The 22,143-nt window shown below is 70.1% G+C and carries 21 protein-coding genes and 2 tRNA genes; 4 read left to right on the forward strand and 19 right to left on the reverse strand.

Going from position 1 to position 22,143, the window contains the following annotated elements:
- The 6 genes from IRZ18_01200 to IRZ18_01225 all read right to left on the reverse strand — a co-directional run.
- On the reverse strand, window positions 1-773 hold a 773-nt coding region (locus IRZ18_01200), incomplete at its 3' end, for a LysM peptidoglycan-binding domain-containing protein (GenBank protein ID MBX5475726.1).
- 96 nt (window positions 774-869) lie between these two features.
- A tRNA-Ile gene (locus tag IRZ18_01205) sits at window positions 870-943 on the reverse strand.
- A 21-nt stretch (window positions 944-964) separates the two neighbouring features.
- Window positions 965-1,039, reverse strand: a tRNA-Asn gene (locus IRZ18_01210).
- A 165-nt stretch (window positions 1,040-1,204) separates the two neighbouring features.
- Window positions 1,205-2,575, reverse strand: a complete 1,371-nt coding sequence (locus tag IRZ18_01215) for an NAD(P)(+) transhydrogenase (Re/Si-specific) subunit beta (protein ID MBX5475727.1) — start codon at window positions 2,573-2,575, stop codon at window positions 1,205-1,207.
- Complete coding sequence (locus IRZ18_01220) at window positions 2,572-2,874, reverse strand: NAD(P) transhydrogenase subunit alpha (protein MBX5475728.1); 303 nt, start codon at window positions 2,872-2,874, stop codon at window positions 2,572-2,574. Before IRZ18_01220 ends, IRZ18_01215 begins: the two co-directional genes overlap by 4 nt.
- A gap of 37 nt (window positions 2,875-2,911) precedes the next feature.
- Window positions 2,912-4,057, reverse strand: a complete 1,146-nt coding sequence (locus IRZ18_01225) for a Re/Si-specific NAD(P)(+) transhydrogenase subunit alpha (GenBank protein MBX5475729.1) — start codon at window positions 4,055-4,057, stop codon at window positions 2,912-2,914.
- 243 nt (window positions 4,058-4,300) lie between these two features.
- On the opposite strand from IRZ18_01225, the gene IRZ18_01230 reads away from it, so the two are divergent.
- Together IRZ18_01230 and IRZ18_01235 are read left to right on the forward strand one after the other, a co-directional pair.
- Complete coding sequence (locus IRZ18_01230; protein MBX5475730.1) at window positions 4,301-5,038, forward strand: hypothetical protein; 738 nt, start codon at window positions 4,301-4,303, stop codon at window positions 5,036-5,038.
- Window positions 5,039-5,078: 40 nt separating this feature from the next.
- Window positions 5,079-5,543, forward strand: coding sequence for a YbaK/EbsC family protein (locus IRZ18_01235; GenBank protein MBX5475731.1), 465 nt, complete (start codon window positions 5,079-5,081; stop codon window positions 5,541-5,543).
- Window positions 5,544-5,600: 57 nt separating this feature from the next.
- On the opposite strand, the gene rpoD is transcribed toward IRZ18_01235, so the two are convergent.
- From rpoD to IRZ18_01265, 6 genes are all read right to left on the reverse strand, one after another.
- The gene (rpoD, locus tag IRZ18_01240; GenBank protein MBX5475732.1) at window positions 5,601-6,755 is read right to left on the reverse strand and encodes an RNA polymerase sigma factor RpoD; all 1,155 of its coding nucleotides are present in this window, start codon (window positions 6,753-6,755) and stop codon (window positions 5,601-5,603) included.
- The gene (locus IRZ18_01245) at window positions 6,752-8,599 is read right to left on the reverse strand and encodes a DNA primase (GenBank protein ID MBX5475733.1); all 1,848 of its coding nucleotides are present in this window, start codon (window positions 8,597-8,599) and stop codon (window positions 6,752-6,754) included. The genes rpoD and IRZ18_01245 overlap by 4 nt, the downstream gene beginning before the upstream one ends.
- Before the next feature lie 102 nt (window positions 8,600-8,701).
- The gene (locus IRZ18_01250) at window positions 8,702-11,365 is read right to left on the reverse strand and encodes a pyruvate, phosphate dikinase (protein ID MBX5475734.1); all 2,664 of its coding nucleotides are present in this window, start codon (window positions 11,363-11,365) and stop codon (window positions 8,702-8,704) included.
- Entirely contained in the window at window positions 11,365-12,168 is an 804-nt protein-coding gene (locus IRZ18_01255; GenBank protein MBX5475735.1) for a kinase/pyrophosphorylase, read from the reverse strand. Before IRZ18_01255 ends, IRZ18_01250 begins: the two co-directional genes overlap by 1 nt.
- A gap of 114 nt (window positions 12,169-12,282) precedes the next feature.
- Window positions 12,283-14,427 (reverse strand): glycine--tRNA ligase subunit beta, encoded by a 2,145-nt coding sequence (locus IRZ18_01260; GenBank protein MBX5475736.1) that lies wholly within the window; start codon window positions 14,425-14,427, stop codon window positions 12,283-12,285.
- Window positions 14,342-15,274 carry a glycine--tRNA ligase subunit alpha gene (locus IRZ18_01265; protein ID MBX5475737.1) on the reverse strand — a complete coding sequence of 311 codons (933 nt, stop codon included), beginning with the start codon at window positions 15,272-15,274 and terminating at the stop codon, window positions 14,342-14,344. The genes IRZ18_01260 and IRZ18_01265 overlap by 86 nt, the downstream gene beginning before the upstream one ends.
- 155 nt (window positions 15,275-15,429) lie before the next feature.
- On the opposite strand from IRZ18_01265, the gene IRZ18_01270 reads away from it, so the two are divergent.
- A complete protein-coding gene (locus tag IRZ18_01270) occupies window positions 15,430-16,557 on the forward strand; it encodes a P1 family peptidase (GenBank protein ID MBX5475738.1) in 1,128 nt (375 codons plus the stop codon).
- A gap of 21 nt (window positions 16,558-16,578) precedes the next feature.
- Here the strand turns inward: IRZ18_01270 and IRZ18_01275 are convergent, their stop codons facing one another.
- The 7 genes from IRZ18_01275 to tsaE form a co-directional block, all read right to left on the reverse strand.
- Complete coding sequence (locus tag IRZ18_01275) at window positions 16,579-16,992, reverse strand: DUF4342 domain-containing protein (GenBank protein MBX5475739.1); 414 nt, start codon at window positions 16,990-16,992, stop codon at window positions 16,579-16,581.
- A 27-nt stretch (window positions 16,993-17,019) separates the two neighbouring features.
- Window positions 17,020-17,808 carry a DNA repair protein RecO gene (gene recO, locus IRZ18_01280; protein ID MBX5475740.1) on the reverse strand — a complete coding sequence of 263 codons (789 nt, stop codon included), beginning with the start codon at window positions 17,806-17,808 and terminating at the stop codon, window positions 17,020-17,022.
- A 67-nt stretch (window positions 17,809-17,875) separates the two neighbouring features.
- Complete coding sequence (gene tsaD / locus IRZ18_01285; protein MBX5475741.1) at window positions 17,876-18,979, reverse strand: tRNA (adenosine(37)-N6)-threonylcarbamoyltransferase complex transferase subunit TsaD; 1,104 nt, start codon at window positions 18,977-18,979, stop codon at window positions 17,876-17,878.
- Window positions 18,980-19,079: 100 nt separating this feature from the next.
- Entirely contained in the window at window positions 19,080-19,790 is a 711-nt protein-coding gene (locus tag IRZ18_01290) for a peptidase E (GenBank protein MBX5475742.1), read from the reverse strand.
- Between the two features lie 13 nt (window positions 19,791-19,803).
- Complete coding sequence (gene rimI, locus IRZ18_01295; protein ID MBX5475743.1) at window positions 19,804-20,244, reverse strand: ribosomal protein S18-alanine N-acetyltransferase; 441 nt, start codon at window positions 20,242-20,244, stop codon at window positions 19,804-19,806.
- Window positions 20,245-20,333: 89 nt separating this feature from the next.
- Window positions 20,334-21,146: a tRNA (adenosine(37)-N6)-threonylcarbamoyltransferase complex dimerization subunit type 1 TsaB gene (gene tsaB, locus IRZ18_01300; GenBank protein MBX5475744.1), complete on the reverse strand. Its 813-nt coding sequence runs from the start codon at window positions 21,144-21,146 to the stop codon at window positions 20,334-20,336.
- A complete protein-coding gene (gene tsaE / locus IRZ18_01305) occupies window positions 21,139-21,681 on the reverse strand; it encodes a tRNA (adenosine(37)-N6)-threonylcarbamoyltransferase complex ATPase subunit type 1 TsaE (protein ID MBX5475745.1) in 543 nt (180 codons plus the stop codon). Before tsaE ends, tsaB begins: the two co-directional genes overlap by 8 nt.
- Window positions 21,682-21,912: 231 nt before the next feature.
- Here tsaE and IRZ18_01310 point away from each other — a divergent pair, with 231 nt between their 5' ends.
- Window positions 21,913-22,125, forward strand: coding sequence for a hypothetical protein (locus IRZ18_01310; GenBank protein ID MBX5475746.1), 213 nt, complete (start codon window positions 21,913-21,915; stop codon window positions 22,123-22,125).
- The last annotated feature ends 18 nt before the right edge of the window (window positions 22,126-22,143 follow it).

The following is a 22,143-nucleotide window of genomic DNA, read 5'->3' on the forward strand; positions in this document are numbered from 1 at the left end:
CAGAGGAAGCTCGGGTTCGGGATCCACGGGTTCGCCGCGATCAGCGACTGCAGCGGCACCCCGAACTGCTGCGCGATCGAGAACATCGACTGCCCCGCCTGCACCGTCGTGAGGAAGCCGTTCGGGCACAACCGGCCCGCCACGCCCGGGATGCAGATGATCTGGCACACCTGCAGGTTGTTCGGATTGATGCCCGGGTTCGCGTTCAGCAGCGCCTGCACCGTGACGCCGAACTTGGCCGCGATGCTGAACAGCGTCTCGCCCTGCCGCACGCCGTACAGCAGGCCGCCGAAGCATCCGCCCGGCGCCGCAATCGGCACGCACAGTTGCTCGCCGGGGCACAGGAAGTTCGGGTTCGGGATCCACGGGTTCGCTGCGATCAGCGACTGCAGCGAGATCCCGAACTGCTGCGCGATCGAGGACATCGTCTGGCCCGCCCGAACTGTGGTGAGGGAGCCACCTGGGCACAGCCGGCTCGCCACGCCCGGGATGCAGATGATCTGGCACACCTGCAGGTTGTTCGGATTGATGCCCGGGTTCGCGTTCAGCAGCGCCTGCACCGTGACGCCGAACTTGGCCGCGATGCTGAAGAGCGTCTCGCCCTGCCGCACGCCGTACAACAGCCCGCCGGGGCAGCTCACGGCCAGGTCCGAACCGCTCTCGATCTCGTAATTCGCCTCGTTCTCCTCCGGCACCGTTCCGGAATCTTCGACCGATTGGGTCTCCAGTTCCGGTTGCCGGTCTTCGCCCGACTGTTCGACCGTCGGTTCCACCCATGACCACTCCTTTTCGCACAAGTTCAATCACCGATATGCGCGAAGGGTGGACATGGTGCCTAAACGAAAAAGGCGCCGCACGGGCGCCAAACATGGGCTCGCAGGGGCTCGAACCCTGAACCTGACCGGTTATGAGCCGGCTGCTCTACCGATTGAGCTACGAGCCCGAAGCCAATCGCACAAAAAAATGGCTCCTCGGACAGGATTCGAACCTGTAACCCTCCGGTTAACAGCCGGATGCTCTACCATTGAGCTACCGAGGAGTGTCGGGGTTATGCAGATGTCGGCGCGGTCGAACCGCGTGCAGTTGTGATTATAGCCGGGATGCGCAGCGTCGTCAAAGGGTCGAGTCGATCCGGTTGGGCCGCACCGCGGCGCCGGCCGGCGCGATCTGACCGGCGCCGCGTGATGCCCCTGATGCCCAATTCCTACAGCTTCTTCAACTCCTCCGCGAGCTTGGCGAGGGAGTCCTTCGCGTCGCCGAAGAGCATCAGCGTGTTGTCCTTGTAGAACAGCTCGTTCTCGATGCCCGCGAACCCGGTGCCCCGGCCGCGCTTGAGGACGACGACGTTCTTCGCCTTGTCCACGTTCAGGATGGGCATGCCGTAGATCGGGCTGCCCGGCGTGTCGCGCGCGGCCGGGTTCACGACGTCGTTCGCGCCGACCACGATGGCGACGTCCGTGCGTTCGAAGTCGTCGTTGATCTGGTCGAGGTCGTAGAGCTTGTCGTACGGAACGTCGGCCTCGGCGAGCAGCACGTTCATGTGTCCCGGCATGCGCCCGGCGACCGGGTGGATCGCGTAACGGACGTCGACGCCGCGCTGCTCAAGCAGCGTGGCCACGTTCTTCAACTGGTGCTGCGCCTGGGCGACGGCCAAACCGTACCCCGGCACGATGATCACCGAGTCCGCGTATCCCGCGAGCAGCGCGACGTCTTCCGGCGTCGCCACACGCATGTTCCGCTCGCCGACGTCCGTCGCGCCGGCCTGCGCCTTGCCGAACGCGCCAAACAGCACGTTCGTGAGCGGGCGGTTCATCGCGCGGCTCATCAACTGGGTGAGGATGAAGCCGCTGGCGCCAACGAGCGTACCGGCGACGATCAGGGCGTTGTTGCCCAGGAGGAAGCCCGTCGCGGCCGCCGCGAGTCCCGTGAACGAGTTGAGGAGCGAGATCACGACCGGCATGTCGGCGCCGCCGATGGGCAGCACGATCAGGATGCCGAGGAGCAGCGAGCCGAGCGCGAAGATCCCGAGCGGCGTCCCGCCGATGACCCCCGCCGCCACGCTGTACGCGCCCAGGGCGAGAAGGATCAGGAACACGAGGCCGTTCAGCGGCTTCTGCAGCGGGAAGGTGATCGGCCGCCCCGTGAGGATCTCCTGCAGCTTGGCGAACGCCACAAGGCTTCCTGCGAAGCTCACGAAGCCGATGAGAATCGTCAGGAAACCCAGGATGAGGGCGAACGTCGACGTGTCGGCGCCGTGGATGGCTTCGCCGACGGAAATGAGCGCGGCCGCGCCGCCGCCCATGCCGTTGAAGAGCGCCACCATCTGCGGCATGGCCGTCATGGCCACGCGCTGGGCGCTCACGACGCCGATGACGGCACCGACCACGACCGCGCCGAGAAGCAGGCCCAGGTTGCCGAGGCCGTTCACCGCGGCCGTCGCGACGAGCGCGATCGCCATGCCCAGCGCGGAGAGCAGGTTGCCGGCGCGGGCCGTGGCCGGGGAACGGAGCAGCATGATGCCGCCGATGAAGCAGACCGAGGTGGCGAGGTACGCAAGGTCGAGCAGCGTGTTCACTTGCGCTCACCCCCGCGGCCGGCCTTGCGGAACATGCCGAGCATGCGGTCGGTGACGACGTAGCCGCCCACCACGTTCAACGTGCCCAGGAACACCGCCAGGGTGCCGATCGCCTTCCCCAGCGGCGTCGTGGCCGCCCCCAGCACGATGAGCGCGCCGACGAGCACGATGCCGTGAATGGCGTTGGTCGCCGACATCAGCGGCGTGTGCAGGACGGCCGGCACCTTGGAGATGAGCTGGAAGCCCATGAACACCGCGAGAATGAAGATATAGGCTTCAAGGATGGCCGTGTTTGCCATGTCGTTCGTCCCTTCTACCCGTTCTTCCGCGGCGGCCCTACCCGTTCTTCGCCTGCAGCGGCGGGAAGACGACGCGCCCGCCGTCCGTCACGAGGCAGCTCTTGACGACCTCGTCGGCCAGGTCGGTCATCACTTTGCCGTCCTTTAGGAGCGTCTCGAAGAACGTCACGATGTTGCGCGAGTACATCTGGCTGGCGTGGTACGGCACCATCGCCGGCAGATTGGCGGGGCCCATGATCGTGACGCCGTGCTTCACGACGTCCTTGCCCACCTCCGTGAGCTCGCAGTTGCCACCCGTCGGCGCGGCGACGTCCACGATCACCGAGCCCTGCTTCATGTCCTTGACCATCGCCTCCGTGATGAGGCGCGGCGCCGGCTTGCCCGGAATCTGGGCCGTGGTGATGATCACGTCTGCCTCGCGTGCGTGGCGGTGGATGAGTTCCTGTTCCCGGCGGTGCGTCTCTTCGGAAACTTCCTTGGCGTAGCCGCCGGCCGTCTCGGCGTCTTCCTCAAGGTCGATGTGCACGAAGCGCGCGCCGAGGCTTTCCACCTGCTCCTTGGTGACGGCGCGCACGTCGAACGCTTCCACGACCGCGCCGAGGCGCTTGGCCGTGGCGATGGCCTGCAGCCCGGCGACGCCGGCCCCCAGGACGAACACCTTGGCGGGGCGGATCGTGCCGGCGGCGGTCGTCATCATCGGGAACAGCCGCGGAAGCGCGTTGGCCGCCAGCAGAACCGCCTTGTATCCCGCGATGGACGCCTGCGAAGAGAGGACGTCCATGGACTGCGCCCGCGTGATCCGCGGGATGGCGTCCATGCTGAAGCTGGTGACGTTGCGCTCGGCCAGCCTGCGAACCAGGTCCTCGTTCCGAAGCGGGTCGAGCATCGCGATGAGGACCGAACCCGGCTTGAGAAGTTCCACCTCGTCCTCGCCGGTCGCGTCGTTCTTGCGGGGCTTTTCGATCTTCAACACCACGTCCGCGCTGCCGTAAAGTGTGGCGGCGTCGGCGACGACGCGCGCCCCGGCCTGTTCGTAGTCGCCGTCCCGGTAGCCAGCCTCGAGGCCGGCCCCGGCCTGCACCACGACCTCTGTTCCCGATTTCACAAGCTTGGCGACAGTTTCCGGCACCACGGCGACGCGGCGCTCGCCGGGGGCGATCTCCTTAGGAACCGCGACAATCATGCACGTTCCGCACCCTTCCGCGGCAAGCTACAAACTTGGCACAGTTCTTAACATACTACATGACCAACGAATTGTAACCCACGCGGGCGCCATGCGGCTACGTGCGGCGCGCCGCCGCGTCACCCTGTTCTCCGGCGGCGTCAGCGCCTCGTCGGCGAGGTCGCACTTGTTCACCACGACGAGCACGTGCGGCGGTTGTCATGTTCTTCCAACGTGAAATAGTCTGGAGGGGGGATGCCCACGATGAGCCCGGTCGGATCCCTGAACGCTCCTGTCCGGAGCGGGGCCATCCTGAACATGCTGGCCCTGGTCCTGTTTCTCGCCGGCGCCTGGGCGGTGGCGTCAAGCTTTCCTGTCGCCGTGCCCGACCGCGTCCGCGTGGAAGCCGTCGAGCAGGCGCGGGAGCGAGCGGACGCGCCCCAGGTGCTGTCGGTCGATGGGCACTGGCGGCCCGGCGGCCTGGCGGTCGACGTCCGCGTGCGCGGAACCGGCGGGGTGGCCGTTCTGCACTTCGCCTACGACGGCCGCGAGCTTCGCTTCGTCGACCAGACGGTCGGCTCCGGGCGCGGAGCCGCCCCGTTCGTCGGGGTCGTCGCGCTCGCCGCCTCCGCGCTCTGGATCGCGGTTCAGGTGGTTCGACCGGTCTTCAGCCCGAAGTGCCCGCGCCACCGGTGGGTTGCGCTGCGCGTCGAGCGACGGCGGCTGTACGCCGGCGGCAACAACGACGAGGGGCTCCCGCTGGCGCCGATCGACCTCGTCACGTACCGCTGCCCGCGGGGCGACTACATTCGACGGCGCGTCGTGGCGGGGCCGGTCCGCATGACGGGCTTGAACCCCGGAGACTTGCTCTCGTGGTTCTTGTGGATGAACCGCGACGCTCGCCGGCGGTCGTTCCGCGGGCGCATGTCCGATCCGGAATGGCAGGAGCTGTTTCGCTCGCTGCGGCAACAACACGAGGGCGAAGAATGGCCGCCGGCATGAACCGGCAGGCAGCTGAGCCGCACAGGAGGACCGTCGAAAGGTGAACGCGGGCACGGAGCGCGTGAAGCTTGCCCTCCAGGACCGCGGCTTTCGTCGCGACATCATCGAGCTCCCGGAGAGCGCCCGCACGGCGGCCCAGGCGGCCTCCGCGCTCGGATGCGCCGTGGCGCAGATCGCCAAGTCGCTCGTGTTCCGAACGGCATCCGGCGACGCGATTCTCGTCGTGGCCAGCGGAGCCCATCGCGTCGACGAACGCAGGCTGGCCGAGGCCGTCGGGGAACCGGTGGCGCTGGCCGACCCGGAATTCGTTCGCGAGCGAACCGGGTTCGCCATCGGCGGAGTGGCGCCTGTGGGGCACTTGACGCCGCTCCCTGTGTGGATCGACCGGGACCTCTTGAACCATGACGAAATCTGGGCGGCCGCCGGTCACCCCAGGATGGTCTTCCGCCTCACTCCATCCGAGCTCGTCGCGCTCACAGGCGGCCAGGTCATCGCCGTCCGCTGACGGGAGCTTCCGTACCGGCGTTTGTTCCTCGCGTCACAAAGCGGGGCACGCAAAAACTCACTCCAGGTAATCCTTCAGCTTCTTGCTCCGGCTGGGGTGTCGCAGCTTACGTAGCGCCTTCGCCTCGATCTGGCGGATGCGCTCCCGCGTGACGCCGAAGACCTTGCCCACTTCCTCCAGCGTGCGCTGGCGGCCGTCTTCCAGCCCGAAGCGCAGGCGCAGGACCTCCTGCTCGCGCTCCGTGAGCGTGCTCAGCACATCCTCCAGCTGCTCCTTCAGCATGCTGAAGCTGGCCGCCTCGGCCGGCGCCGGCGCGTCCGTGTCCTCGATAAAGTCGCCGAGGTGGCTGTCTTCCTCTTCTCCGATCGGCGTCTCCAGGGACACCGGTTCCTGGGCGATCTTGAGGATCTCGCGCACCTTGTCGGCGTCGATGCCCATCTGCTCCGCGATCTCCTCCGCGGTGGGCTCCCGCCCGAGCTCCTGCAGCAACTGCCGGGACACGCGGGTCAGCTTGTTGATCGTCTCGACCATGTGCACCGGAATGCGGATGGTGCGGGCCTGGTCGGCGATCGCCCGCGTGATGGCCTGGCGAATCCACCACGTGGCGTACGTGCTGAACTTGTACCCCTTGCGGTAGTCGAATTTTTCAACGGCCTTTAAGAGGCCGAGGTTGCCCTCCTGGATGAGGTCGAGGAACAGCATGCCACGGCCCACGTAGCGCTTCGCGATGGAGACCACGAGCCGGAGGTTCGCCTCGGCGAGCTTGCGGCGAGCTTCCTCGTCGCCCTGCTCGATGCGCTTCGCGAGCTCGACTTCTTCCTCCGCCTTCAGGAGCGGGACGCGACCGATCTCCTTCAGGTACATGCGGACAGGGTCGTCGATGGCGACGTCGTCCGGGACTTCAAGGTCGTTCGGGTCGACTTCATCCGCCGCGTCGCTCGCCGCCGGCAAGTCGGCCGGCTCGGCGACGTCCGCCTCGTCCTCGACGGCCTCGTCGATGGCGTCGTCATCCTCCGCGAGATCCTCGGGATGCCCGACGAGCTTGACGCCCATTTCCTGAAGGTTCTGGTAGAGCTCCTCGATCTGCTCCGCCGTCACCGGGACGTCTTCAAGCGCGTCCGCGATCTCGTTGTAGGTGACGTGGCCCTTTTCGCGCGCGTGCTCGATGAGCTCGCGCACTTCCTCGATCTGTTCGATGCGTTCCTTGCTCATGGCACTGCCCCCCAAGCACCGCCGCCCGGCGTCTTGACCTGCTTGAGCAGTCGAGCATACTCGACGCGGAGATCCCGCGGGACGGGCTGCCCCTCCCGCTCCAACCTGCGAATCTCCCGTTCAATCTCACTGCAACGGGCACGAACGCGGTGCTTTGCCATTGTGGTCAAGCAATCCTGCAAAACTCTCGCCGTTTTCTCCGTCTCCCCCGAAAATTCGACCAGAAGCCGCGCCGCCAGCGACTGAGCCGACTCTCCGAGCCCGGCGGGCAACGCCCCGGGCCCCCTCCCGGCGTCCGCGTGAAGCGCCTCCGCCAGCTGCCGATGCGCGCCGGGCAGGAACCAGTCGGGCTGGACGTGCGACCAGACCTCGCCGGGATCGGCCTCTCCGCGGAGCAGCATGCCGAGGACGATTTCCTCCGCCTGCTGTTCCGAACGCCCGGAGCCGAGAATCCTCCTCTCCAAAACCGAATTTCCCTGGTTTGGAGGGAGGCTCCTAGTATTATTCCGGCCTACGCTGGAGTTATACCCCTTAGCTGGTGCTTTTAGGATTTGCGCGGCGGCGTCGTTCACGGCGGCACGAACGGCGTCGATGTCCACGCCAAGACGATCGGCGTAACGCTGAACGTACTGGTCGCGGGCAATCGGGTCAGGTTCGCTGGCGAGAGCCGGGGCGAGCCGTTCCACCGCCTTGACCTTGCCCTCCACGGAGGCGAGGTCAAGGTCGCGCGTCGCAAGCAGAAAAAGGTATTCCACAAGAGGCAGAGCTCCGTCAAGATGCCGGCGGAAGGCCTCCGCGCCGTCCTGGCGCAGGAGCTCATCCGGATCCCGGCCGGCCGGCAGGGCCACCAGGCGCACGCCCACGCCCGCGTTGCGGAGGATGTCGAAGCCGCGCAGGGTGGCCGACTGGCCGGCGGTATCCGCATCGTACGCGACGACGGCGAGCGAAGTGAATCGCGCGAGCTTCGCAGCCTGCGACTCCGACAGGGCGGTGCCCAGCGAGGCGACCGTCTCCACAAACCCGTGCTGGTGCGCCGTCACGCAGTCCATGTACCCCTCGACGACGATCGCCCGTCCCCGCGCCCGCACGGCTTCCCGCGCGAGATGCAGGCCGTACCACATCTCCCGCTTCTGAAACACGGGCGTCTCGGGCGAGTTCAGGTACTTGGGCCCCTCGCCCCCGTCGAGGATGCGGCCGCCAAACGCGACGACGCGGCCGCGCTCGTCGCAGATGGGAAACATCAGGCGGTTGCGGAAGCGGTCGAACGGGCGACCGCTCTTCCCCACCTGCGCGAGGCCGGCCTCCACGAGCGCCTTGGCCGAGTGGCCACGTGCAAGGAGGTGCTGCGTCAGGGCATCCCAACGCGCGGGTGCGAAGCCCAGTGCGAAGCGGGCCGCCGTGGCGCTGTCCACACCGCGCCGCGCCAGGTAGGCGCGGGCGGCCTCGCCGCCTTCACCGTGCAGCTGGCGCTGGTAGAACGCGGCGGCATCCGCGAGGGCCCGCAGGAGCGCCTCCTTCAGGCCCTTCCGGCGTTCCGCGGCCGGGCTGCGCTCCGGCAGCGCGACGCCCGCGCGCGCGGCCAGCTGCTCAAGGGCCTCGCGGAACGTGATCTCCTCCCGCTTCTGCACAAACGTGATGACGTCGCCTCCCGCGTGGCAGCCGAAGCAGTAGAAGACCTGCTTGTCCCTCGAAACGTGAAAAGACGGTGTCTTCTCCTCGTGAAACGGACAAAGTCCCACGAAGTCCCGCCCGACGCGGCGCAGGGACACGTACTCCCCCACGATGTCGACGATGTCGACGCGCTGCTTGACCTGCGCGACGATGTCCGCTTGAGGGTCCCGCATGGCGCCACCACCGATCCCCGTAAACCCAAATAAAGTTCGCTGCGGAGGACAAGTTCCCCTGCCCTCCGCAGCGAATCCATCGAATGCGTGTTCGTCCGCCGATCAGACGGCCGCCTTGGCCTTCTGCGCGCGCAGCGCCGCCTGCGCCGCGGCCAGACGGGCGATCGGCACGCGGAAGGGCGAGCAGCTGACGTAATTCACCCCGGTCGTCTGGAAAAAGGCGATCGACTCCGGATCGCCGCCGTGCTCGCCGCACACGCCAGCGACAAGGTCCGGACGCGTGCGCCGGCCCTTCTCCACCGCCATCTTGACGAGCTGGCCGACGCCGTCGGCGTCGATGACGGCGAAGGGGTTCTCCTTCAGAAGCTTCTCGTGCAGGTAGTGGTGCAGGAACTTCGCCTCGGCGTCGTCGCGCGAGAAGCCGAACGTGGTCTGGGTCAGGTCGTTCGTGCCGAAGGAGAAGAACTCCGCCTCCGTGGCGATTTCGCCCGCGGTGAGCGCGGCGCGCGGCACCTCGATCATGGTGCCGACGCGGTAGTGGAAGTCCACGCCCGTCTCCTGCTTGACCTCTTCCGCGACCTTCTCCACGAGTTCCCGCATCTTCTTGAGCTCGTTGACGTGGCCGACGAGCGGGATCATCACCTCGGGGCGGGCGTCGACCCCGCGCTTGAGGAGATTGACCGTCGCCTGGAAGATCGCGCGCGCCTGCATCGCGTACACCTCGGGCATCGTGATGCCCAGGCGCACGCCGCGATGGCCGAGCATCGGGTTCGCCTCGTGCAGGACGCGGGCCTTGCGCAGCAGTTCTTCCTTCTCGGCCAGCTTTTGAGGGTCAGCGCCGCTCAGGCGCAGTTCCGCCACCTCGACCGCAAGCTGCTCGACATCCGGCAGGAACTCGTGCAACGGCGGGTCGAGCAGGCGGATCGTGACGGGGTAGCCGGCCATCGCTTCGAGGATGCCTTCGAAGTCGCCCTGCTGCATGGGCAGGAGCTTCTCCAGGGCCCGCGCGCGCTCGTCCTCCGTCTCGGCCATGATCATCGCCTGGACCACGGGCAGCCGGTCCTGCGCCATGAACATGTGCTCCGTGCGGCAGAGGCCGACGCCCTCGGCGCCCAGCTCCCGCGCGCGGCGCGCGTCTTCCGGCGTGTCGGCGTTCGCGTGCACGCCGAGGGTGCGGAACTCGTCGGCCCAGGCCATGAGCGTCTGGAATTCCTTGGAGAGCTCCGGTTCCACCGAGGGGACCTCGCCCAGGTAGACCTCCCCGAGCACGCCGTCGAAGGTGATGACGTCCCCCTCGCGCACGACGTGCCCGCCGACGCGGAACACCCGGTCCTTCAGATCGATCGCGAGGGCCTCGCAGCCGACGATGCACGGCTTGCCCATGCCGCGCGCCACGATGGCGGCGTGGCACGTCATGCCGCCGCGGCTCGTGAGCACGCCCTGGGCGGCGACGATGCCGTGGATGTCGTCAGGGGTGGTCTGCGGGCGGACGAGGATCACCTTTTCGCCCTCGCGGCCGAGGCGCTCCGCCGTGTCGGCGTCGAACACGACCTTGCCGCTGGCCGCGCCGGGCGAGGCGGGAAGGCCCTTCGCCAGGAGGGTCTTCGGCGCCGTGCGGTCGACGTTGCGGTGCAAAAGGCGGACGACGTCCTCCGGGTTGACGCGCAGCACCGCCTCTTCCCGCGTGATGAGCCCCTCGACCGCCATGTCGTGCGCGACGCGGACCGCGGCGCGCGGCGCCCGCTTGGCCGAGCGCGTCTGCAGAAGGTACAGCTTGCCTTCCTGGACCGTGAACTCGATGTCCTGCATGTCGCCGTAATGGCGCTCCAGCAGCGCGCAGGTCTCCTCAAGCTGCCGGTAGGTGTCCGGTTGGCGGTCGCGCAGCTCGCTGACCGGGAGCGGCGTCCGGATGCCGGCGACCACGTCCTCACCCTGGGCGTTGGGGAGGTACTCGCCGTACAGCACCCGCTCCCCCGTGTTCGGATCGCGGGTGAAGACGACGCCCGTGCCGGAGGTGGGGCCGCGGTTGCCGAAGACCATGGCCTGGACGTTGACCGCCGTGCCGAGGTCGTCCGGGATCTTGTTCAGGCGGCGGTACACGATGGCGCGCTCGTTGTTCCAGGAGTTGAACACGGCCCGCACGGCGAGGAGCAGCTGCTCCCTGGGGTCCTGCGGGAAGGAGCGTCCGGTCTCGCGTTCGACGAGTTCCTTGTAGGACGCGATCACGGCCTGCAGCGCCTCGGCGTCGAGGTCGGTGTCCAGGCGCGCGCCGCGTTCCCGCTTGACGCGCTCAAGGATGTCCTCGAACAGGTCATGGTCGATGCCCATGACGACATCGCCGAACATCTGGATGAAGCGCCGGTACGAATCGAACGCGAAGCGCGGGTCGCCCGTGGTGCGCGCGAGCCCCTCCACCGAGCGGTCGTTGAGCCCGAGGTTGAGGACCGTGTCCATCATGCCCGGCATCGACACGGCGGCGCCGGAGCGCACGGAGACGAGGAGCGGGTCGTCCGGGTCCCCGAGGCGCCGGCCGACCTTCGCCTCCAGCTGCGAGAGCGCCGCCCAGAGCGGCTCCTGCAACTCCTCGATGAACGCCTCGCCGCGCCGCGTGAACTCGATGCAGGCGGGCGCGATGATCGTGAAACCGGGCGGGACGGGCAGGCCGATGGACGTCATCTCGGCCAGCGCCGATCCCTTGCCGCCGAGGATGTTCCGCATGCCTGCGCGGCCTTCTTCGAACGCGTAGATCCACTTGCGGCTCTCCACTACAACTCCTCCTCGCCGAAGGCGATCTCGATCACTTCGCGGGCCGTCTCCTCCACCGCCTTGTGCGTCACGTCGATCACGGGACAACCGAGTTCCTGGAACACCCGATTCGCATAGCGGATCTCCTCCGAGATGCGGGAGAGGTCGGCGTAACTGGCGCCGCTTTCCAACCCGAGCGCCCGGAGGCGTTCCTGCCGGATCTCCCGCAACTTGTCCGGGCGCACGCTGAGCCCGATGACCCGGTTTCGCGGCAGGCGCGCCAACTCCTTGGGGGGGTCCACCTCCGGCACGAGCGGCACGTTGGCCACCTTGTAGCCGCGGTGCGCAAGGTACATCGACACGGGCGTCTTCGAGCTGCGCGAGACGCCGAGCAGCACCACGTCCGCGTCGACGAGGCCGGACGGATCGCGGCCGTCATCGTACTTGACGGCGAACTCGATGGCCTCCACGCGGCGGAAGTATCCCGCGTCCAGCTTGTGGATGAGTCCGGGCTGCAGGCGCGGCTTCGTCTTCGACACGCGGGAGAACGCGTCGATCACCGGACCGAGGACGTCGACGGCGGGCAGGTCCAGCCGCTCCGCTTCCGCGCGCACGAACGCGCGCAGTTCCGGGTCGACGAGCGTGAAGACGAGCGCGCCGTTCCGCCGCTTGGCCTCCGTCAGTGCACGCTGCACGGCCGCGCGGTCGTTGGCGAAGGCCACGCGGTGGAACTCCACGCCGTCGTTCTCGAACTGGCTCGCGCCCGCGCGCGCGACGGCCTCCGCGGTCTCGCCCAGGGCGTCGGACAGCACGTAGATCACCACGGCCGCACGGGATGCTCCCTTCCGGTGAAGCGATGTTCAAGGTATGGGCCGGCGGCCGGTCCCGTTCGCGCGGACCCGCCCGCACGGGGCCCGCCCGCGCGCGGGTCCGCGGCATCAGGCGTCGGCCGACACTGCGAGGCGGCCGAGATCGCCGAGCTGGCTGGCGAGGCGCGTGACCGCCGCCAGAAGTGCCAGCCGGCGGGCCCGCGTCCCGGGGTCCGGGTCCATGACCAGGACGCGCTCCAGGAACCGGTCGACGGCCGGCCGCAGCGCGGCGACGGCGTCGAAGTACGCGGCGTCGTCCCCCGCGGCCAGAGCCTCCCGGACGCGGGCCTCCGCGTCCGCGAGCGCCGCCGCGAGGCGCGCCTCCTCCTCGTCCGGCCAGGGTCCGGACAGCGACGCCGGCGCCTCGCCGCCCTTCGCGAGGTTGGCGGCGCGCCGGAAGACGGTGACGATGGCGTCCAGGTCCGGCCGCCCAAGCGCCCGCCGCACGCTCTCGGCTTTCCACCAGGCGCGGGGGATGTCCTCCCAGCCGCTTGCCAGCGCCGCCTCGATGACGTCGTGCCGCAGGCCTTCCTCTTGCATTTGAACACGCAGGCGGCCTTCGAGGAAGCGGAGGATGTCTTCGACGACGCCTTCCGACGCGGACGGCAGCGCGGCCGCCGCCGCGCGCACGAGCCGCCGGACGCTCGCGCCCTGCGGCCGCCTCCGCAGGATGCGGAGCAGGCCGATCGCCTGGCGGCGCAGCCCGAACGGGTCCTGGGAGCCCGTCGGCTGGCGCCCGGTCAGGAAGCCGGCCGCCAGGTTGTCGAGCTTGTCCGCAACGGACAGCGCGATCCCGGCCTCCGTCTCCGGCGTGACGTCGGCCGCGCCGCGGGGCAGGTACTGTTCGAACAGGGCGCGCGCCACCTGCTCGTCCTCGCCGTCCAGGCGCGCGTAATGCTCGCCCATGACGCCCTGCAGTTCCGGAAACTCGTATACGACGTGCGTGAGAAGGTCGGTCTTGCTGAGCCAGGCCGCCCGTTCCGCCGCGGCCGCCGCCGCCGAGAGGCCCAGTTCCTCCGCGACCGCCCGCACGAGGCGGACGAGGCGCTCCGTCTTGTCGTACAGCGAACCGAGCTCGGCGAGGAAGGTGACCTGTTTCAGGTCGGGAATGCGTTCCTCAAGGCGCCGCTTGCGGTCTTCCAGGTAGAAGAAGCGGGCGTCCGCGAGGCGCGCGCGGAGCACTCTCTCGTTGCCGGCGACGACGCGCTCCAGCGCGTGCCGGTCCCCGTTGCGCACGCCCACGAAGAGATTCTGCAGGCGGCCGTCCGGCCCCTCCACCGGGAAGTAGCGCTGGTGCACGCGCATCGTCGTCTCCAGCATGGCCTCCGGCAGGTCGAGGAACTCCGCGTCGAAGCGGCCGACAAACGGCGTCGGAAACTCAAGGAGGTGGGTGACCTCCTCGACCAGCGCCTCGTCGACGCGCGCGCGGCCGCCGGCCTGGCGGGCGACGGCCTCCACGCCCGTGACGACCAGCTGGCGTCGCTCGGCCGGGTCCACCACCACGAACGCGGCGTCCATCTTGCGGAAATAGTCGTCCGGGTCCGACACCTCGAACGGGCCCGGCGCGAGGAAGCGGTGGCCGCTGGTGCGGCGACCCGCCGGCACCCCCGCGACCTCGCAGGGGACGACGTCCTCGCCGAAGAGCGCCACGATCCAGCGGATGGGCCGCGCGAAGCGGAAGTCGCCCACGCCCCAGCGCATGGTCTTGGGGAACTCGATGCCGGCGACGATCGCCGGCAGGACCTCGCCCAACACGTCCAGGGCCGGCCGGCCCGGGTCGACGACTTCCACCATCACGTACCGGCCTGACGGAGTGTCGTGCACCTCAAGGCGCTCGACGGGGACGCCGCGGCTCCGGGCGAAGCCGAGCGCGGCCGGCGTGGGCTGCCCGTCCGGACCGAACGCGGCCTTCTCCGAGGGCCCGCGCACCCACTCGCGCTTCTCCGCCTGGCGTTCGGGCACGCCCTGGGCGTGCAGCACCAGCCGCCGCGGCGTGCCGAGCGCGCGCACGGCGCGCGCCGGCAGGCGGGCCTCGGCGAGCTTCGCCCGCCCGAGGGCGGCGAGCTGCTGCAGCGCCGAGGGCAGGTACGCCGCGGGGATTTCCTCGCAGCCGATCTCAAGGAGAAGGTCACGCTCCGTGCGGGTCACCCGCGCCCACCTCCGATCCGGCCGCCTCCACCGCCGGGGCCGTCTCCGCCGATTCTCCCGCGCCATCGGAGCCGCTCCGCCGCGCGAGCCACGCCTCCGCGCAACGGCGCGCCAGCTCCCGCACGCGGGCGATGTACTCCGCCCGCTGCGTCACCGAGATGGCGCCGCGCGCCTCGAGAAGGTTGAACAGGTGCGAGCAACGCAGGGCGTGGTCGTACGCGGGGAGGACGAGCCCGGCCTCCAGGGCCCGTCCTGATTCGCGTTCCGCGGCATCGAACTGCGACTGCAGCGTCGAGATGTCGGCCACTTCGAAGCTGTACTTGGAATGCTCGTACTCCTCGAGGCGGAACACGTCACCGTACGTGACGCCGTCCACCCACTCGACCTGGAAGATGTCGTCGACACCCTGGATGAAGCCCGCGAGGCGCTCGAGCCCGTACGTGATCTCCGCGGCGACGGGCCGCACCTCCTGGCCGCCCATCTGCTGGAAGTAGGTGAACTGCGTGATCTCCATGCCGTCGAGCCACACTTCCCAGCCAAGGCCCCAGGCGCCGAGGGTGGGCGCCTCCCAGTTGTCCTCGACGAAGCGGATGTCGTGCTCACGGGCGTCGATGCCCAGCGCGCGCAGGCTTTCCACGTAAAGATCGAGAACGTCGTCCGGCGAGGGTTTGAGCACCACCTGGTACTGCCAGTGGCGGTAGAGGCGGTTCGGGTTTTCGCCGTAGCGGCCGTCCGCCGGGCGGCGGGACGGCTCCACGTACGCCACGCGCCACGGCTCCGGGCCGAGCGAGCGGAAGAACGTGAAGGGGTTCATCGTGCCGGCCCCTTTTTCGACGTCGTAGGGCTGTGCCAGCACGCAGCCGTGGTCGCCCCAGAAGCGATGGAGCCGGAGGATCATCTCCTGGAAATTCAAGCGCGCACCTCCCGACGCAAAAAGAAACGACCTCGGCCGTGTCCGCCGACGCGCACAGGGACCGAGGCCCCGCATCCCGCCAGTCTGCGCCGATTGTACACATCCGCCGGACGGCCGGGCAAGGCGATAGGATCGTCGGTGGGAGGGATTCGGCATTGGCGGCGAGCGGGTTGCGGCGGGGACCGTTGAACGCGATCACGGACGTCGAAGGGGTGCGCGTCGGTCACGTCACGCGGATCCACGGCGAGGGGCGCCTGGTGCCCGGGCGGGGTCCGGTGCGCACCGGCGTGACCGTGATCGTGCCGGGCGACGAGATCTACGAGCGAAAGTTCATCGCGGGGGCGCACGTCATCAACGGCTTCGGCAAGGCCGTGGGGCTACCGCAGCTCATCGAGCTCGGACGGCTGGAGACGCCGATCGGGCTGACGAGCACCCTGTGCGTGTGGCGGGTGGCGGAGGCGCTCGCGGAGGCCATGGTGCGCGAGAATCCGGGCATCGGCGTCACCGGGCCGACGGTGAATCCGGTCGCCGGCGAGTGCAACGACGGCTACCTCAACGACATCCAGGGGATGCACGTCCGGAAGGAGGACGTGGCGCAGGCGCTCGCCCGCGCGAGCGGAGGCCGGGTGGAAGAGGGCGCCGTCGGCGCCGGCACCGGGATGGTCTGCTACGGCTTCAAGGGCGGGATCGGGTCGGCCTCGCGGCGCTGGTACGCGGAGGACCTGGGCCGCGAGGTGACGCTGGGCGTCCTGGTGCTCGCGAACTTCGGCCGCCCGGGCGATCTCGTGATCGACGGCTTCCCGGCCGGGCGCCTGCTGGCCGCGGAGTCCGGCGCCGGGGACGCGAATGGCGCCGCGTCCGAATCGCCGCCCGCTCAGGTCCCCGGCCAAGGCGGCTCGCCGAACGCAGGTGAAGGGGGCTCGGTGATCGTCGTCTACGCGACGGACGCGCCCCTGACCTCGCGCCAGCTCACGCGCGTCGCCCGGCGCGCGGCGGCGGGCCTGGCGCGGACCGGCTCGGTGTACCATCACGGGAGCGGCGACTTCGCCCTGGCGTTCAGCACGGCGCGCGCCTACCCGCCCTATCTGCCCGACGAGGGCCGCTACCTCAACCCGTTCTTCGCGGCCGCGGCGGAGACGGCCGCGGAAGCCGTGTGGCGGGCGCTGGCGGCCGCCCGCACGATGACGGGACGCGACGGCCACACCGTGCAGGCGCTGCCCCTGGACCGCGTCCGGGAACTGGCGGCGCGACAGGGTTTCAGGCTGGAGTCCCTCGAACCGTGACCCCGCCGGCCCGCCCGGCGATCACATCCGCGTGAGGTCGTCGTCTGGGAGATCGTCTTCCGGCCGGCCGCGCCGCTCCACGACGATTTCGGCGTGCGCAGCCAGCGCCGCAAGGGCTCCGAGAATGGCCAGGTAGGGCGCGAGGATCGCGCCGATCGCGCCGACCGTCACCGGGATTTCCAGGACGGTCTTGCCGTCGTGCTTGACGACGAGCTTGTTGACGTTCCCTTCCTTAAGCAGCTGCTTGATTCGCTCGATGAGTTCGGCGCCGCGGACGTTGATGCGCTCCTGCCACGTTTCGCTCCGTTCCTCTTCTTCAAGAGCGATGAGCGCCTTGACCACATCCCCGCCGCTGGCCTCCAGCGCCTCGGCGGCCTTGCGGTAGCTCACGCCCATCCGGCGCCGGATCTCGTCGATTTTGGCCAGATCCTCCATCGCGGTCCCTCCGTTTCCCCACACCGATCACAATATGTCCAAAAAGGCGGACGATTTAAGAGGTCGCTGCAGGATCCACACGATGAACCCGAGCAGCGCCGAATGCAGCTCGGCGTCGGCCGCCGCGCTCCAACGCAGGCGGGCGGCCGCGCGAAGCGGGTCGCCCGCGAGGAGGCGGCGCAGCACGGAGAGGGCTTCGGCCCCAAGCCGCACGCGCGCGCCGGTCGCGCAACGGCGGCAGACCGCGCCGCCCTGCTTCGGCGAGAAGGCCAGCTCGCCGTCCAGTTCCGCCCCGCACGCGGCGCAGCGATCGACGCTCGGCCGGTAACCGCACGCCGCGAGCACCCCGGCCTCGCTGGCGCGCAGGATGCGGTCGCGCCTCCCCCGCTCCATCGGCGCCGTCGGTCCGCGCGGGTCCTCGTCCGCTTCGGCCGCGTTCGCGCCGGCGGCGAGCTGCGCGAAGGCCCGGGAAAGAAGGTCGTAGAGCGCCGGGTTCGCCTCGCCTTCATGGGTGAAGGCGTCGACGAGCTCCGAAAGATACGAGGCGCCGCCGAGTCGGACCGGATCCTCCCTCAGCGCCCGGTGCGCCGCCAGCACCTCCGCCTGGCTGATGCCGTCCAGCGAACGACCCTTCCACAAGAGGAAGCGGCCGCGCACGAACGGCTGCACGGCCCCCGCGAGCCGGCTCTGCGTGCGCCGCGTGCCTTTGGCGACGGCGCGCAGCTTTTCGCCGTCGCTCGTCAGGAGCGTGGCGAGACGGTCCGCCTCTCCGAACGCCTGCGTGCGCAGGACGATCGCCTCCGCGCGATACAGCACCGCGCACGGCCTCCTCCGCCCGCCCCCGATTTGCGCCGCGCCGCGCGGGGTGGGCCTCCGATCGCGGCTACAACCACCGTACGGCCGGGCTGTCCTCGAAGTCGAGGTTCGGGTCGGCGTCCAGGTCGAAGCCGTCCACGCGGCCCGCCTGCCACGCGAAGTAGCCCGCCGCGGCGATCATGGCGGCGTTGTCCGTGCAGAATCGGAGCGGCGGCACGGCCAGGCGCCAGCCCCGCTCCGCGCACGCCCGGCCCAGGCGCTCCCGCAGCGCGCCGTTCGCCGCGACGCCGCCGGCCAGCACGACCTGGCGCACGCCGCACGCCTCCGCGGCACGCACCGTCTTGTGCACCAGGACGTCCACCACGGCGTCCTGGAAGGCGCGCGCGACATCCTCCGCGGACACGCCGTCCCGCCCGCGCTCTTCCAGCAGCACGGCCACGGCCGTTTTCAGCCCGCTGAAGCTGAAGTCGAAGCCCTCGTCCCACATGGGGCGGGGCAGCTCAAGTGACCCGGTCCCATCGTTCGCGTCGCGACGGTCGCCGGCCCCCCCCGTGCGGCCGGTGCCGGATTCCGCGCGCACCCGCGCGGCCGCGGCTTCGATGGCCGGTCCGCCCGGATACGGCAACCCGAGCAGGCGCGCGACCTTGTCGAACGCCTCGCCCGCCGCGTCGTCCCGCGTGCCGCCCAGCCGGCGCAACTCCCCCGGCGAGCCGTCCGCCCCCCGGCCGATCCACAAGAGGTCCGTGTGGGAGCCCGACACGACCAGCGCCACCGCGGGCCATTCCGGAGCGTCGCCGTCCAGGTACGTGGCCATGATGTGTCCGGCCAGGTGGTTGACGCCGACGAGCGGCAGGCCCCTCGCGAACGCGGCCGCTTTCGCCGCCGCCAGCCCGACGAGCAGCGCGCCGACGAGCCCCGGGCCGCGCGTCACCGCGACGGCGTCGACCGCGTCCCAGCCGACGCCGGCCCGGTCGAACGCCTCCCGGAGCACGGGGCCGATCGCCTCCGCGTGGCGCCGGGCGGCGATTTCCGGCACCACGCCGCCGTACCGGCGGTGGACTTCCACCTGCGACGCGACGACGCTGGACAGCACGCGGCGCCCCCCGGCCACCAGGGCCGCGGCCGTTTCATCGCAGCTTGTCTCCAGGCCCAGGACGATGCCCCCGCCCATCTTCGCCCCCCAAGAAGAGTGTATCGAAGCGGGCACTCACGCCACCGAGGAGGGCGCGGCGACCGCCACGAGGCGCATACACCAACCGCGCCCTACGATGTCAAGAACTTGCCCGTCCGCCCAGGTACCGCGTCGGCAGCGCCGTTTCGACGGCGCGGCCGTCGACCCGCTCCAGCCGGTAGGCCCGGGCCTCCGGTCGCGAACTCACGACCTCCCTGAGCTCGCGGTCGACGAAGTGGAGCGCCACGCCGTCGTCCGCGGCGTAGCCGGGCCCGATCCGGCCCTCCTCCAGCATCCGGTGGTACGCCGGCCGCCGCTCCGGTTCACCGTCGTAGTGAGGACAGTTGCTGCCGGACAGGAGGCCCAGGCACGCGATGCGGTCGAGGCGCGTGCCGAACGAGTCGGTGACCCCTTCCTCGAACCAGCAGAGGGACCCCGCGCTGATGCCGGCGAGCACCACCCCTTCTTCCCAGGCCCTGCGCATGATGCGGTCCAGGCCCCACTCCCGCCAGAGCGCCAGGAGGTTCTTCGTGTTGCCGCCGCCCACGTAGACCACGTCTTTCTCAAGGACGAACGATTCCAGGTCGTCCGTCGGGGGTTTGAACAGCGACAGGTGGGAAGGTTCACAGTCCAACTGCCTGAAGGCAGCGTAAAACCGTTGGATGTACCCCTCGGCGTCGCCGCTGGCCGTCGGCACGAAACACACCTTGGGCGTCCGCTTCCCGCTCTGCTGCAGAATGTAGCGGTCCAGGAGGGGGTTGTCCGGCTCCATCGAGAAGCCGCCGCCCCCCATGGCGATGATCTGGCGCACGGATCGTCACTCCTCAGGGCTGGTCGGGGTCGAGGCTGTCCTTCCACATGATGATGGCGTCTTCGTTGGTGTCGGAGTAGTACCCGGGCCGGATGCCGCGGGCCACGAAGCCGTGCTTGCGGTAGAGGGCCTGGGCGACATCGTTGGACGGGCGCACTTCGAGGGTCATTCGCGTGCAGCCGTGGGCACGCGCACGGTGTTCAAGCTCGGTGAGGAGCCGGTCGCCGATCCCCCGGCCGCGCCACTTGGGGTTCACGGCGATGTTCGTCACGTGGGCCTCGTCGAGGATCAGCCACATGCCCGCGTAGCCGGCGACCTCGCCGTCGACGCGCGCCACGATGTAGTGGGCGTAGACGTTGCGGGTGAGCTCGGAGACGAACGCGCGCTCGGACCAGGGGGTGGGGAACGACTGGCGCTCGATGTTCATGACCGCCGGCAGGTCGCTCAGCTGCATTTCCGTGATCGACACGTCCAGGGGACGGTCCTGCGTGTTCTCGACGGCCACGCGCCGATCCCTCCGATCTCCCAAGGTGCCTCCCGACATTATGCGCGCGCGTCCGTGCCGGACGTGACAGGCCCGGCCGGGGAGCCGTCCGCCGGATCCTCCGCGGCCAGCGCAGGGCCGGGCACCGGACCGACGTGCGGCGCCGCCACGTAGAGCGGGGCCAGCGCGAGCGGATCTTCGCCGCCCGAGCGCAAACGGGGAACGGCGAGGGCGGCCACGGCCTCGGCCGACACCCGGGCCGGCGCCGGCGGCCGCCACACGCGCTCCAGCCGTCCGGCCGCCTCCAGCGCCGCGCCGGCGCCCGCGGCCAGGTGGCCGTCACCGGCGGCGTAGAGCACGGGCCGGCCCGCGCGCCGTGCGGCCTCGGCCGCGCGCTGGACGGCGTCCACGGCCGGAAGGCGCGCCGGCGCCTCCATCTCCAAGGGCGCCTCCTCCGGCGCGCCGCCGGGCTCCGTCGCGTACACCGCGGCAAAGACCTGGCCCCGGCGGGCGTCCAGCCAGGCCAGCACCACGCGCTCCGGGCCCAGCCAGGGCCACGCCAGCGCTTCCAGCGTGCCCACGCCGGCCACGGGCAGGTCGCGCGCGAGGGCCAACCCCTTGGCGGTGGCGATGCCGATGCGCAGGCCCGTGTAGGATCCTGGGCCGACGGTGACGCCGAGGCCGTCCAGCGAAGCCACGGTCCACCCGCACTCCGCGAGCCCCCGCTGCACCGTCGGCACGAGGGCGGACGCGTGCTCCGGCCGCCCGGGCGCGAACTCCCGCGTGGAGAGCCACACCGCCCGCCCATCCTGCCATAGCGCCACCGACAGCGAGGCGCCCGACGTGTCGAAGGCGAGGATGCGCTCACTCATGATGCGCATCCCCGATCGGCGGTTCGCACGGCCGCGCGGGCGCCGCGGCGCCCGCATCCCCGGCGGCTTCGAAGGCGCGGCGAGCGCGCGACCACCACGCGCGGGCTCGCGCCCCGGCCGCCTCGACGCGCGCGAGCCGCTCCCGGCCCGCTCGTTCCAGCGCGATCACGAGCCGATCCTCCGGCACCACCTGCCACGCTTTCTCCGGCCATTCCACAATCACGAGTTCGGCTCCTTCGGCGGCCTCCATCAACCATTCGACATCCCCCGCGGCCGCTTCCGCCCCGGCGCCTTCTCCGCCCAGCCGGTACAGGTCGAGGTGGACGGCGCGCAACCGCCCGGCGTACTCCCGCACGAGGCCGAACGTGGGGCTGGTGACGCGGCCGCGGTACCCAAGCCCGCGCACCACACCCTGCGCAAGGGTGGTCTTGCCCGCGCCCAGCGGGCCCGTGAGCGCCAGCGCGCAACCGGCCTCGGCCGTCGCGCCGAGCGCCTCGCCGAGCCGGCGGGTGTCGTCCTCCGTGGGCAGACGCACGTCCCGCTTCACCCCACCTAGACTATCTCCGATGCGCGCGCACTTCCAGCCGCGACCGCTTCCGAATGCGCGTGGGTGCCGGGAACCGTTCAAGGCTCCACGACGGTGCGCGACGGTCGTAGGGTCCACGGGAGCGCCGCGCGTCGCAGCGCGCGGGATCGCGACGCCCGGTATAGAACGGCCGGCGGCGGACCATTCTGCGCATTGGAAGGATGAGGCAGGATGGCACGGATGAATGCGCCCGCGCCCGACCTCGTCTGGCTGGGCGCGGCGCTCGCGGACGTGAAGGACGACGTGTACCGCAATACCCTGGCGCTTGCGGCGCTGATCGAGGCGCTCGTGGCGAAGGGCGTGGTCAGCCGCGATGACGTGGCGCAGGCCGCGCGGCGCCTTGAGGACGAGACTGAAGCAGAGCTGCGCGGCGCCGCGGCCCCGGAGCGGTGAGCGCGCTGCGCCTCGCGG

The sequence above is a fragment of the Clostridia bacterium genome, from assembly GCA_019683875.1.
Taxonomy (GTDB): Bacteria; Bacillota; Sulfobacillia; order RBS10-35; family Bu92; genus Bu92.

Bases quoted from the DNA above. Each gene is read 5' to 3' on its own strand.
- IRZ18_01220 (MBX5475728.1), bottom strand. From the start codon at position 2,874: ATGGCAAACACGGCCATCCTTGAAGCCTATATCTTCATTCTCGCGGTG.
- IRZ18_01225 (MBX5475729.1), bottom strand. From the start codon at position 4,057: ATGATTGTCGCGGTTCCTAAGGAGATCGCCCCCGGCGAGCGCCGCGTC.
- IRZ18_01230 (MBX5475730.1), top strand. From the start codon at position 4,301: ATGAGCCCGGTCGGATCCCTGAACGCTCCTGTCCGGAGCGGGGCCATC.
- rpoD (MBX5475732.1), bottom strand. From the start codon at position 6,755: ATGAGCAAGGAACGCATCGAACAGATCGAGGAAGTGCGCGAGCTCATC.
- IRZ18_01245 (MBX5475733.1), bottom strand. From the start codon at position 8,599: ATGCGGGACCCTCAAGCGGACATCGTCGCGCAGGTCAAGCAGCGCGTC.
- IRZ18_01260 (MBX5475736.1), bottom strand. From the start codon at position 14,427: ATGGCGCGGGAGAATCGGCGGAGACGGCCCCGGCGGTGGAGGCGGCCG.
- IRZ18_01275 (MBX5475739.1), bottom strand. From the start codon at position 16,992: ATGGAGGATCTGGCCAAAATCGACGAGATCCGGCGCCGGATGGGCGTG.
- tsaD (MBX5475741.1), bottom strand. From the start codon at position 18,979: ATGGGCGGGGGCATCGTCCTGGGCCTGGAGACAAGCTGCGATGAAACG.
- rimI (MBX5475743.1), bottom strand. From the start codon at position 20,244: ATGCAGCTGAGCGACCTGCCGGCGGTCATGAACATCGAGCGCCAGTCG.
- tsaB (MBX5475744.1), bottom strand. From the start codon at position 21,146: ATGAGTGAGCGCATCCTCGCCTTCGACACGTCGGGCGCCTCGCTGTCG.
- IRZ18_01310 (MBX5475746.1), top strand. From the start codon at position 21,913: ATGAATGCGCCCGCGCCCGACCTCGTCTGGCTGGGCGCGGCGCTCGCG.